This is a genomic window from Mesorhizobium sp. M7A.F.Ca.CA.004.04.2.1 (genome assembly GCF_004022825.1).
Classification (GTDB): Bacteria; Pseudomonadota; Alphaproteobacteria; order Rhizobiales; family Rhizobiaceae; genus Mesorhizobium.
Window position 1 is genome coordinate 1 of the sequence record NZ_RZPH01000076.1, and the last position, 11,278, is coordinate 11,278.

Sequence of the window (11,278 nt, forward strand, 5' to 3'; positions counted from 1 at the left end):
GCTTGCATCCGCGACAATGTCCGCGATGGCAGACGAGCCGGCGCCGTCGCGCTCGCCGATCGACAAATGCGTCTGGGAAAGGTTGTCTGACAAAAATATCGGGCTGGCCGCCTGGGCGCAACGCTGCGACTTCGGCTTCCGCCAGATTCATTTCGAATTCGCCGACAACGCGCTTGCCATCAAATACAGCGACGGCGGCGCGGCCGATCCTCTCGTCGAACTGTTCGACATCATATCGGGTGAAACTGCCGAGGCTGCATTGCGCCGCCTGTTCCTGGAAAAAACCGACAAGACTGTCAGCGCCCGCTGCGTGCTGACGCCTTACACGCAGGGCACGGAGCCTGCAGGCGTCAAACGCTACTCATTCAGCCCTGACGCCTCCTATGCGGAAGAACTCAAAGCGCTTGCCAGTTCCGACGAGGTTCCCGAACCGCCCTGCGGCGACTGGGGTGAAATGCCTGACGGCATCCAGTATTTCGAGGTGCCGGCGGGTGAGGGGCACAGGCTTCTGTTTGTGCGCATCGGCCAGGACGAGCCATTGTTTGACGAGCAGACGCTTCGCGTTTTCCGGAGGGGGTGAGAAGCGCTTTCTCGCCAGGTCAGGCGGATTCGGTCATGGCACCGATCCGCCGGTAGACGAACGGTTCTTCTCTCGAAGGAGCTGTGGCAATGCGCTTGGCTTCGTCGATCAGCATTGCCATGCGAGCATGGATCGGCGATTTCGCGCAAGCGGGGTCCGTTGCAGCGGCATCGCCGGCGATCGCCATCGCCTGGCAGCGGCAGCCGCCCCAGTCGATCTCGCGCCGCTCACAGCCGCGACAGGGTTCCTGCATCCAGTCCGTGCCGCGAAAGGCATTGAACCCCGGTGAATCGGCCCAGATCGAGGACAGCCTGCGTGGTTCGAAACGCTCGAAGCTGAGCGACGGGATCGTCTGTGCGGCATGGCAGGGCAGTACGGTGCCGTCAGGCGTCACCATGAAGGCGTCCCGCGCCCAGCCGCCCATGCACGGCTTGGGATAGATCGCGAAATAGTCCGGCGTCACAAAATCGATGTTGATGATGCCGGCCAGTCGCTCCTGTGCCTCCGCAACGATCTCCGCCTGCCTGTCGACCGCTTCACGCTCGGGCATCAGTTGGTCGCGATTGGTCAACGCCCAGCCGGCATACTGCACATTGGCGATCTCGAGCCTCTCCGCGCCCAGCGAAAGGGCGAGATCGATGAATTCCGGCACTTCCTCGATGTTATGGCGATGGATCGGTGCGTTGATGGTAAGAGGCAGACCGGCAACGCGCGCGCGGCGTGCCGTCTCCAGCTTCTTTTCGTGAGCGCCCTTGTGGTTGCCGATGCGATCGGTGGTCGCCGGCCGCGCGCCCTGAAAGCTCAGTTGCAGATGGTCGAGGCCGGCTTCGGCAAATGCCTCGATACGGCCCTCGACGATGCCAACGCCCGCGGTAATCAGATTGGTGTAGACGCCGCGCCCCGCAAGCCCGGCGATCAATTGCTCGAGGTCGCGGCGCAGTGTCGGCTCGCCACCGGACAGATGCACCTGGAGCACTCCCAGATCGGCGGCCTCCGAGAACAGGGCGAGCCAGGTCTCTGTGTCGAGTTCGCGATTGGCCTTCAGCAGTTCCAGCGGATTGGAGCAATAAGGGCATTGCAGCGGGCAGCGATGCGTCAGTTCCGCCAGCATGCCGATTGGAGGGAGGAGGGGCGTGCTCATAACCTCACCAGCAGCTTGTCCGACCATTCCTGCAGGAAGGCGAGGACGTCGGTCGCCACGGCCTCCTGTTCGGCCTCATAATCCGCGGCAAGGCCAGCAATGATATCGCCTGCCGTTGACCGTCCATCGCAGCGGCGCAAAATATCGAGACTGACATCGTTCGGCCAGAATATCTTTTCGGGTGAAAGCACGGCGAATGCCTGCCGCACGGAATCGTATTGTATGCGCACGTGTTTCGGCAGCGAAGGTACCGATCGCAACGACACCACGGCTCTTTCGCGCAGCGCCATCATTGGGCTGCCTCGGGCTGGAAGGCGCCGGGCGGTATGTTTCCCTGCTCGCCATAGGCGTGTTGAAGCGCGTCAAGCATGGCCCAGAGTATATCGCATTTGAACACCAGTGCATCGATTGCCTGCTGCTGGCGCTCCGCCGTATCGGCATGGCTGAGCACGTAGGCGAGGGCGAAGTCGGCGTCACGCGAGGCCTGTTCGGGCCGTTGCCTGAAATAGGCCAGCGTGTCCTCGGTGATGTAGTCGTATTTGGCCAGCATTGCCGGCACCCGCTCGCCGATGATGAGTGGCGAGAACATCTCGGTCAGCGAGGACGCGACCGCCTCGAACAACGTCCGGTTTGTGCAAAAGGAAAGGTAAGCGCCCACCGCGAAGCGCGTCGCCGGCAGTGCCAGCCTTTCGCTCTTCACGGCCTCGGCGTCCAGGCCGAGCGAAGTTGCCAGATGCAGCCAGCGCGCGATGCCGCCGCTCCAGCCGTCCTCGCCGTCATGATCCTCGATCCGCTTGCGCCACGCGGCGCGAAACGCTGGATCCTCGGCATGCACGAGTATCATGGCATCCTTGCGCGGGATGACCGCCTGATAGCAATAGCGGTTCAGCGCCCAGGCCTTTATCTCGGCCTTCGACAATGCGCCGCTGGTCATCCTGTGGTGAAAGGGATGGCGATTGTGATAGCGCTCGGCGCCAACCTGCCTCAGCACGGCTTCGAGAGCGCTCTTGGAGAGTCCGCCTTTGGCTGCATCGCGGAAGTCGCTCAAAATTCCATCTCCATACCGTCGCTTGCGATTTCCCAGCCGGCCGCCTTGACCGCCGCGTGCTCGGCGGAATTCTCGTCAAGGATGGGATTGGTGTTGTTGATGTGGACGAAGACGCGACGGCCGACCCTCACATCGGCCAAGCCTGCGATCGAACCCGATTCTCCCGAGATCGCCAGATGCCCCATGCGCGCGCCGGTTTTCTGACCGACGCCGGCGACGATCATCTCGTCGTCGGTATAGACCGTGCCGTCGAACAGAAGCCAGGCGGCATCGGTGAGACGCGTGCGCAAGGCCGCATCGATGCGCGCGCAGCCCGGAATATAGAAGACGGAGCCGCGGCTGCCGATGCCGGCAATTCGGACTCCGATCGTATCACCTGCGTCGGAGCTGAAATTGGCATCCGGATGGTCTCTATCCTCCAGATAGAGTGCTATCTTCCCGGGCACTGGAAAGGGCTCGATCATTACGCCGGTCTCGCGGCCTTCTGCGTCGCAAATGGCCAATTCTTTCGCCGGCGGCAGGATGCGCCGCGGCACAAGCGCTGGATCGAGAACGTTGAAAATCGAATTCGCCTCCAGCGTCGCCAGAACCTGCGCCGTTGCATAAATGGCGAAAGGCTGCCGCTCGCGCAGGCTGAGCAGTCCAGCGATATGATCGACATCGGCGTTGGTCAGCACCACCGCGCGAATAGGCGTGGAGCGCAGCGGCGCATCGCCCGCAGGCTGCAGTTCAGGTGTTGCAGCGATTTGCTGGCGAATGTCGGGCGAGGCATTGAAAAGAACCCAGCCGAACCCGTCCGCGGAGGCGGCGATACTGGACTGGGTTCGTGAATGCACCCCGGCCATGCCGGTGCGAGCCGCACGACTCAGACGGTAGTTGCAGTTCCATTGCGGAAAGCCGCCGCCCGCCGCCGATCCGATGATCCTCAAATGCATGAAAATGCCCGCGCGCCGGCTTCTCTGACCTGCAGGCAATTTGCAGTCACAAAAAACGCTTCGCGCGCTTTGCGTGCGTCAAAATCTTTCACGAAAATCCATGGGGCGAGGGGATGCGCGCCCCTGTCGCCAGGGACGCGCACCTCTGCGGCCTACTTCTTGGGAGTAATTTCAGCAGGCAGATACCGTGAAATTTCGAAGCCAGCGGCAACCTGACACATGGTCGGTTTTTTCCAGTTCTTCTTCATGACATTTCTCCTCTTAATACCAGCCCGAAGGGACCGATCCTGTCGTTAGCCAACCATTGCAGGGCACCGACGCAATGGCTCGTCCATCAAGTCTCAAAATGGACAAATGAAACAATAGGTTTTGAAAAGTTGAAAACCAACTATCGAGAATAATTGCAGTCCTTACTTCAATTGTTCGTTGTATAGGGTTTTTTCTCCTCCAGTGGAAGGTTTGCATCTTCCCACCCATCAGCGCCGAGCGGATACCAGATTACCGAACTGTAGCCCCACTCGACGGCCCGTTTCGCCGCATTCCACGACATCCAGCAATTCGTCATGCAGTAGAACAGAATCGCGCGCGACTTGTCCGTCCCGGCCTTGGCCTCGAGGCCTTGGCGAAAATAGCTGGCGGTCTCCTGCGAAATAGCGCCGTATCCCACATTGGCCAGCCATATGCTGCCTGGGATGTCCTTTCTGACCTTGTCCCTCCATATGGTTCCTGCCGGCAAATTGGTCGGTTTGGGCGTGTCCGGCATCACGTCGAAGAAGATCGCCTTTTTCGCCCGCCACAGCGCTTCCGCTTCCACCGTCGTCACCACCCTCGCGCCTTGCAGCGTCCGCGGCACCGGCGCCCGATAGTCGTCCATCCGGAAACCGCTGGGTTCGGCGACATCGCCAGCCCATGTCGGCTCGGTCAGACCCAGAAGGCTCGCGGCGACCAGCAAGAAAATAGTCTCCCTTCCATTCATTGGGTAATCAGGTTGTCGTGTTCGTCGATCAGCGGCACGTTATAGCTCAGCAGGATCCTGGTGATCTCCGCCTGGTTTTCCCTGATCACTCGGTTGAGCGTCCGCTTCCATTCCTGGTCGGACGGACGTACGCCCATGGTAATGCGGTAAGACATGCGCGAGCCGGTTTTTTCCTTCACCAGTGGAACGATCGTCACATCAGCTCCGAGTTCCTTGGCATAGTAACCTGCCATCGGTCCCCACAGCACCGCCGCATCGATCTTGTGTGCCAGCATGTCCTTGATCATGACCTCCCCCATGGATGGGGTGACGCGGGTATCCACCGCAAGCGGATAGATCTTGGCGGTCCGCAGGAGCTTGTTGGCGGCCATGTTGGCGGTTGGCGGCGTGCTTTCAACGACGCCGATCGTCTTGCCCTTGAGTCTGGGATCCTCGATCGTTTCCACGCCTTCCATATCGTGGCTTTTCGGATGCACAAGCACATAGGCGGAGCGATAGTAGGCGTTGGTGTTCTGCACCAGCTCATCGCCCTGGGCATAGCCCATGATGATGTCGCATCGGTTGGCCCCCAACGTATTGCGCACGAAGCCGGTGATCGTGGGAAACCAGGTGTAGGAGACGGACTTGCGCCCGGTTTTCGCGGCAACCAGCTCTGCCAGCTTGTTTTCGAATCCTTCGCCGCTCTTGTCGGTGAAGGGCATATTCGAGGGATCGGCGCAGACGCGCAAGATGTCGGGGTCGACCAGTTCTCCCGCCGCACCAAGGCCGGCGCTTTGCGCATGCGCATTCGACGGCAGCAAGGCGAGCGTGCCGAGGATCGGCAGAACGACGCGCAGCTTCAATGCATCGCGGCCAATCATGTCACCCACCCATGCAGGATGCTTCGGCATCCTTCGCCGCCTGGGCCTTGTCTTCGTGCTTGGGCGGCCGTCCGCGGGGCGCCGCGCCATCTGCGCGCGCGCGCAGGTAGATGTAGAGGTCGTCCATGTAGCAATAGACATTCTTGTTGTCGCCAAAGGCAGGCATGACGTTTTCCTTGCCGCCGCCGACATTCTTGCGGCCCTCGGCGACGATCGAGAGGAACGTGCCGTAATCCATGTTTTTCAGGCTGTTGACCAAAGCCGGCGCATAGCTCGAACCTGTTGCATCCTGTCCGTGGCAGACATGGCAATCGGAGTGATACCGGCGGTAGCCGCTGAACGTGTACCAATCGACGGTTCCGTTTTCGATATTGTAGGTCGGATTTCCATCCGCATCCAAATACTTGCCGCCTTCTTCCTTCACCGCCTTGGCTTTTTCCATGCTGTCGTCGGCCTGGGCGACGCCTGAGCTTGCCAGAGGCAGCAGAGCCAGGACCAAAGCCGAAATTACAATGCGAACGGACATTCAAACTTCCTTCATTTGCCAATGGACACGGTTTTGCTGGCGCGACCGGCATTGATCGGTGTTTTGGGTGCGTAACCGAATCGAGAGCCCGGCCATGGCTTCCGGATGATCCGGGCTCTCGTTCTTCAAGCCTTTGGTCTCACAAGACCTGAGGCGTTCTCAAGGTTCCCAGCGCATCAATCCGGGAGACCGAAGACGGTGAGCTGACCGCCCAGCGTCGTGTAGTCGGCAAGTGCCGCGTAGCCACCGACGGCACCAAGACCAGCGGTGCCAACGACGGCGGCCTCATCGCCTTGGGCACGGCCCTGATCGACGGCGCCATGCCAGGCAGCGGCGTTATCAGGCGAAAGCAGGCCGCCTGCCAGGCCAATACCTGCCCAGCCGCCAACACCCGACAGAACGGCGATGTACTGCTTGCCGCCCTGCTCGTAGGTCGTGATGTTGCCGATGATGCCGGACGGGGTCTTGAACTTGTAGAGTTCCTTGCCGTCCTTATCGACCGCCTTGATGTAGCCTTCGAGCGTGCCGTAGAAGACGACGTCGCCATCCGTGGCCAACGCGCCAGACCACACCGAGAACATCTCGGGCTTCGACCAGACGATCTCACCCTTGGCTGCATCCCAGGCAATGAAGTTGCCCATGCTGCCGTCGCCGCCAGGGGCCGGGTACATCGACACGGTGGCGCCAACATAGGGCTGACCGGCGGTGTAGCTTACCTTGTAAGGCTCATAGTCCATGCAGACATGGTTGGTCGGGACATAGAACAGCCCGGTCTTCGGCGAGTAGGCGGCCGGCTGCTGGTCTTTGGTTCCAAGCGCGGCCGGGCAGATGCCGGTCGAGTTGGTGTCTTCGCCGTTTTGCTGGGTCGAATATTTCGCCACGACCTGCGGGCGGCCATACTGATCGCTCTTTGGGTCCATGTTGACTTCCGTCGCCCAGTTCACCGACGGATCGTATTTTTTGGCGACGAGAAGGTCGCCGCTGGCGCGATCCATGGTGTAGGCAAAGCCGTTGCGGTCGAAATGCACCAGCACATCGTGCTTGGCGCCGTTGACCTCCATGCCGTCGACGAGGATCATCTCATTGACGCCGTCATAGTCCCATTCGTCATGCGGGGTCATCTGGTAGAGCCATTTGGCAACACCCGTGTCCGCATCGCGGGCCATGATCGTCATCGACCAGCGATTGTCGCCGGGGCGTTGTACGGGGTTCCACGTCGAGGGATTGCCGGTGCCATAGTAGACCAGGTTCAGCTTGGGATCATAGGAATACCATCCCCATGTCGTGCCGCCGCCTGTCTTCCACTGCTCGCCTTCCCAAGTGTTCGTGCCGGAGTCCTTGCCCACCGGCTTGCCGAGATGCGTGGTCTTTTCGGGATCGATCAGGGTGTCTGCGTCCGGACCTTCCGAATAGGCTTTCCAGGCGAGTTTGCCATCTTTCAGATTGTAGGCGGCCAGCCAGCCGCGAACACCGAATTCGGCGCCGGAGACGCCGATGAGCACCTTGTCCTTGACGACGACGGGGGCAGCCGTACCGGATTCGCCTTTGCCGCCATCGGTCTGGTCACCGTTCTTGACCGACCAGACGACCTTGCCGGTCTTCGCATCGAGGGCGACGACCGTGGTGTCGGCCTGATTGAGAATGATCTTGCCGTCACCATAGGCAACACCGCGATTGACCGTATCGCAACACATGATCGGAATGACGTTGGGATCCTGCTTGGGTTCGTATTTCCAAAGGATCTTCCCGTCATTCTTGAGGTCGAGCGCAAAGACATTGTTCGGGAAAGGCGTGTGGACATACATCACATCGCCGATGATAAGCGGTCCACCCTCGTGGCCTCGCAGCACGCCGGTGGAAAAGGTCCACTTGACCTGCAGGTTCTTCACATTGTCCGCAGTAATCTGGTTGAGTTTGGAATAGCGGGTGTTGGCGTAGTCACCCGTCTGCATTGCCCAGTTCTTCGAATCCGAAGCCAGCTTTGCAAGGTCCTCGTTAGCCGACGCCGTATAGGCCGCGCCGAGCGACAGAAACGCCGCAGTGGTTAGAATATAGGTAGCTTTCGTAAGTACACGCATCCGAATTCCTCCCGAGGTTCATAGTGATGAATCATTTGCTGAGCCCACAAGGGCTTGCCCAAGCGATTCACGGGGGGGAAATATTTCCGGCAGCGTGTCACGACCTAAGCCAGATGTGCAGAGGGCACCGTTACTGCCCACCTCACCTTGGCCTACGAAAGACTGTCGCCGCTCCCTAATGACGGTGACGCCCTTGAAGCCGGAAACAGGGTGAGGCTATGTCATCGCAAAACGCTAGGCAAGCAAAAAAGCCTGGGTGTCTTTTTGCACCGCAATATCGTGAATGATGCGGTGCAATATAAGGAAATAACTAGGACAGTATTGGTTAGATAAAGTATTTCTACTAGCTAAATAACGGTTGACCGCATAAAATTTGATTATTTTTTGAGTTTTACATTTCACCTAAGCAAGGATTTTATTTAGCGGTATTCACTTCGATGTCTCGGCCTGGCCATCTACGTGCTGCATGGAGAATCGATAGTGGGCCAAGCATGAGATGATCGTTGGAGTTGGGGTGTGGAGCGGGCCATCAGGCCGCCATGCGGAACCACGGTCGATGAGTACCGCATTCCTCCTTTGGTCGTATACGGAAGCCATGGGCGCTTGACTGACTCTGCGGCTCGTTGCCAACTGCCACGGTGATCCCGACTTGGCACATCGCGCCCAGGCTAACCGGAGGTTTTCCCATGATCAGATATGTTGGATTTTCGACCTTGCCGCTGCTCCTGGCCGCGCCGCTGGCCTTCGCAAACCCGGCGGGCGCCGCGGGAGATTACCCGACAGCAACGATTGCCGATTACGTGCTCGGCTGCATGCAGACGAACGGCCAGACACGTAAGGCGCTGGAAAGCTGTTCCTGCTCGATCGACGTCATCGCCTCGATCCTTCCGTACGACCACTATGAGAGGGCCGAGACTTTCAAGAGTATGTCTTTGACCACAGGCGAAAACGCTGGGCTGTTTCGCGAAAGCGCACCGGCGAAGGCCGCCCGTACCGAATTGAAGCGCGCGCAGTCGGAAGCCGACGTGCGCTGCTTTTAGAGCCTGCTCCCTCCGCAAGCCGGATGGAGTTCCATCCTTTGCCTGGACATGATCCTCCCGAAATGAGCTTCACTTCGGGGATCGAGCTGGCAAGCATCCGGCATTACGGCGCAAGAGGGATACTTTAGAGACCTGCTGTCTCCAGGGGCCACTGATTGCGGAATGTTTTGCCATCCGTGTCGGTCGCTTCCACCTGGATTTCGCCGTTGCCATGCACGGTGAAATCGAACCGGAAATTGGGGTCTTCCGAAATCGATATTCCACCTTCCATGGAGAGGATCGGCCGGCCGGCTTGCGAGATCGACAGTTTCTGAACAAAATGCGCCGGTATGAAATACTGGGTCAGCGGATCCCGCTGCAGGCCCGAATTGTTAGGGTGCCGGATCATCAACTGCAGTTCCTCAGTCTTGGTCATCGTCTCTTTGGGCGGGAACTGGCGCAGCTTCATCTGACCCATCGTCGCGTTGGCCTCGTCCTGGTTCTTGACCGCAGGGGCGGAGCATCCGCCTGATGCCTTGACGAAGGTCTGCATCATATGGAGCTGGCCGCTCTGCGTCTCAGCGATGGCACGCAGATAGGAATAGTCGTTGACGCGCACGCGCGTCGACAGATGCGTCACGCCGGCATCCTTGCCGAGCTGGAACGTTGCCGCCACCGGTGCAGGGTTGGCATCGATGATCAAGGTAACGGATTTGATGCCGTCCGGCGCCTTGGCTGGATCGAGATAGATGTCCACGGGCACGATGGCGGCATCCTGCGCCCGCTTCGGCGCTTCGATCCTGACGACGCCGGTATCGACCAGAATTGCCCGATCGCCGAACACGTCGCCCTTCAAGTCATGCCAGATTCTGTCCGAGGACGCGGTTGTTTGCTGTGCGCTGGCGGTTCCGGAGGAACCGAGCAGCGTGCCGATGGCCAAGATGATCGCGACAAAAACGGATGCGAGCGGCAAAGCGAGCTGCCGGCTCGAGTAAGGGTGATTTTGCATTTCGATGCCTCCACCAATGCAGAGAGGTGGTGCCCAGGCTGGCGTTGAGGATAAGCCTTTGGCGACGCCTTGGCAAATCGCCGTGCCTTACAGCTGCTGGACGCATGTCGGCATCGTCTATTCCCACTCGAGTTCGGCAAATGCGGCCGTTGCGTTGCGCTGGTTGTAGTCGTCGAACAGGTGCCAATTATCCCGTTCGGTTTCGCCAGCGGTTTTGACTGCTTCGCGCAGCGGCGTTCCGTCGGCGATCGCCTTTCGGATATCGCGCGCCAGAATCTCGAAATAGCGTCGCTCCCCCGCCAGCGCCTGTGGCCAGTCGGCCGTTACAGGACCATGACCTGGAACGACGCGCGTGGCGTCGATCGCGGTGAGCGCATCCATCTGGCGGAGCCATCCAAGCAGTGATCCGTCGAGCGTCGGCAAGGAGCCCATGAACACGAGATCGCCGGCAAAAAGCGTTCTGGTCGCGGTATCGAATACGGTCAGGTCGTTGTCGGTGTGCGCCGCCTTCCATGCCCGCAGTTCAATCATGCGCCCGCCGAGGTCGAGTTGCAGGCGATCGTCGACCAGCATGGTCGGCGGCACGATCTCGATCCCCTCCATCAACGCCTCGCCAAGCTGTTCGCGATAGTTGTGCAGATAGAACGCTCCACGCGCCTCGAGAGCACGCGGCAGATTGCGGTGACCGACGATGGTCGCGCCGATCTTCCGGAATGCCGCATTGCCGAAGATGTGGTCGGGATGCATGTGGGTGTTGACCAGGAAGCGAACCGGCTTTGCTGTCAGCTTTCCGATCGCGGCGAGAAAGGCCTGCGCCTCGATCAGGCTGCCACCGCTGTCGATGACGGCAACCGCATCGGTGCCGATGACGGCGCCCAGATTGCAGATCGCACCGTTGTTGGCGGCGGTCATCAATTCATCCGCGCCCTGGAAGGCGAAGACGCCGTCGGCGATTTGCGTGGTCGAGAACCGCAAGCTGCCGCCTGCGGCCAGAACGGCTCGTCCGAGGCAGCATGGCAGCAAGGCGGCGCTGGCAGCGGTGCAGGTGAAGCCACTCACAAGCCTGCGTCTTAGCCGATCAACCGACATGAAGGCCTCCGATATGC

The 11,278-nt window shown here is 59.9% G+C and carries 12 protein-coding genes; 2 read left to right on the forward strand and 10 right to left on the reverse strand.

Going from position 1 to position 11,278, the window contains the following annotated elements; translation table 11 throughout:
- Positions 1-580: hypothetical protein (locus tag EN893_RS05725; RefSeq protein ID WP_128361446.1), on the forward strand; the 580-nt coding region annotated here is incomplete at its 5' end.
- A 19-nt stretch (positions 581-599) separates the two neighbouring features.
- Here EN893_RS05725 and pqqE read toward each other — a convergent pair.
- The 8 genes from pqqE to EN893_RS05770 form a co-directional block, all read right to left on the reverse strand.
- Positions 600-1,721, reverse strand: a complete 1,122-nt coding sequence (gene pqqE / locus EN893_RS05730; protein ID WP_127267407.1) for a pyrroloquinoline quinone biosynthesis protein PqqE — start codon at positions 1,719-1,721, stop codon at positions 600-602.
- Complete coding sequence (pqqD, locus tag EN893_RS05735; protein WP_127267406.1) at positions 1,718-2,014, reverse strand: pyrroloquinoline quinone biosynthesis peptide chaperone PqqD; 297 nt, start codon at positions 2,012-2,014, stop codon at positions 1,718-1,720. The genes pqqE and pqqD overlap by 4 nt, the downstream gene beginning before the upstream one ends.
- Positions 2,011-2,769: a pyrroloquinoline-quinone synthase PqqC gene (gene pqqC, locus EN893_RS05740; protein WP_127267405.1), complete on the reverse strand. Its 759-nt coding sequence runs from the start codon at positions 2,767-2,769 to the stop codon at positions 2,011-2,013. The genes pqqD and pqqC overlap by 4 nt, the downstream gene beginning before the upstream one ends.
- Positions 2,766-3,704 carry a pyrroloquinoline quinone biosynthesis protein PqqB gene (gene pqqB, locus EN893_RS05745; protein ID WP_127267404.1) on the reverse strand — a complete coding sequence of 313 codons (939 nt, stop codon included), beginning with the start codon at positions 3,702-3,704 and terminating at the stop codon, positions 2,766-2,768. The genes pqqC and pqqB overlap by 4 nt, the downstream gene beginning before the upstream one ends.
- A 415-nt stretch (positions 3,705-4,119) precedes the next feature.
- On the reverse strand, positions 4,120-4,680 hold the full coding sequence (locus EN893_RS05755; protein ID WP_127267403.1) for a PQQ-dependent catabolism-associated CXXCW motif protein: 561 nt from the start codon (positions 4,678-4,680) through the stop codon (positions 4,120-4,122).
- Positions 4,677-5,570, reverse strand: coding sequence for a substrate-binding domain-containing protein (locus EN893_RS05760; protein WP_127267402.1), 894 nt, complete (start codon positions 5,568-5,570; stop codon positions 4,677-4,679). The genes EN893_RS05755 and EN893_RS05760 overlap by 4 nt, the downstream gene beginning before the upstream one ends.
- Positions 5,542-6,066, reverse strand: a complete 525-nt coding sequence (locus tag EN893_RS05765; protein WP_127267401.1) for a c-type cytochrome, methanol metabolism-related — start codon at positions 6,064-6,066, stop codon at positions 5,542-5,544. Before EN893_RS05765 ends, EN893_RS05760 begins: the two co-directional genes overlap by 29 nt.
- A 176-nt stretch (positions 6,067-6,242) precedes the next feature.
- Positions 6,243-8,144 carry a methanol/ethanol family PQQ-dependent dehydrogenase gene (locus EN893_RS05770; RefSeq protein ID WP_127267400.1) on the reverse strand — a complete coding sequence of 634 codons (1,902 nt, stop codon included), beginning with the start codon at positions 8,142-8,144 and terminating at the stop codon, positions 6,243-6,245.
- A 686-nt stretch (positions 8,145-8,830) separates the two neighbouring features.
- Here EN893_RS05770 and EN893_RS05775 point away from each other — a divergent pair.
- Positions 8,831-9,184 carry a hypothetical protein gene (locus EN893_RS05775; protein WP_127269861.1) on the forward strand — a complete coding sequence of 118 codons (354 nt, stop codon included), beginning with the start codon at positions 8,831-8,833 and terminating at the stop codon, positions 9,182-9,184.
- Positions 9,185-9,308: 124 nt separating this feature from the next.
- On the opposite strand, the gene EN893_RS05780 is transcribed toward EN893_RS05775, so the two are convergent.
- Entirely contained in the window at positions 9,309-10,172 is an 864-nt protein-coding gene (locus EN893_RS05780; RefSeq protein WP_127269859.1) for a quinoprotein dehydrogenase-associated SoxYZ-like carrier, read from the reverse strand.
- Between the two features lie 117 nt (positions 10,173-10,289).
- Positions 10,290-11,278 (reverse strand): quinoprotein relay system zinc metallohydrolase 2 (locus EN893_RS05785; protein ID WP_245490803.1); only part of this gene is annotated, 989 nt, incomplete at its 5' end.

What these genes read in the sequence shown, in the direction of transcription:
- pqqE (WP_127267407.1), bottom strand. Translation starts at nt 1,721, where the DNA reads ATGAGCACGCCCCTCCTCCCTCCAATCGGCATGCTGGCGGAACTGACG.
- pqqD (WP_127267406.1), bottom strand. Translation starts at nt 2,014, where the DNA reads ATGATGGCGCTGCGCGAAAGAGCCGTGGTGTCGTTGCGATCGGTACCT.
- pqqB (WP_127267404.1), bottom strand. Translation starts at nt 3,704, where the DNA reads ATGCATTTGAGGATCATCGGATCGGCGGCGGGCGGCGGCTTTCCGCAA.
- EN893_RS05755 (WP_127267403.1), bottom strand. Translation starts at nt 4,680, where the DNA reads ATGAATGGAAGGGAGACTATTTTCTTGCTGGTCGCCGCGAGCCTTCTG.
- EN893_RS05760 (WP_127267402.1), bottom strand. Translation starts at nt 5,570, where the DNA reads ATGCCGAAGCATCCTGCATGGGTGGGTGACATGATTGGCCGCGATGCA.
- EN893_RS05765 (WP_127267401.1), bottom strand. Translation starts at nt 6,066, where the DNA reads ATGTCCGTTCGCATTGTAATTTCGGCTTTGGTCCTGGCTCTGCTGCCT.
- EN893_RS05770 (WP_127267400.1), bottom strand. Translation starts at nt 8,144, where the DNA reads ATGCGTGTACTTACGAAAGCTACCTATATTCTAACCACTGCGGCGTTT.
- EN893_RS05775 (WP_127269861.1), top strand. Translation starts at nt 8,831, where the DNA reads ATGATCAGATATGTTGGATTTTCGACCTTGCCGCTGCTCCTGGCCGCG.
- EN893_RS05780 (WP_127269859.1), bottom strand. Translation starts at nt 10,172, where the DNA reads ATGCAAAATCACCCTTACTCGAGCCGGCAGCTCGCTTTGCCGCTCGCA.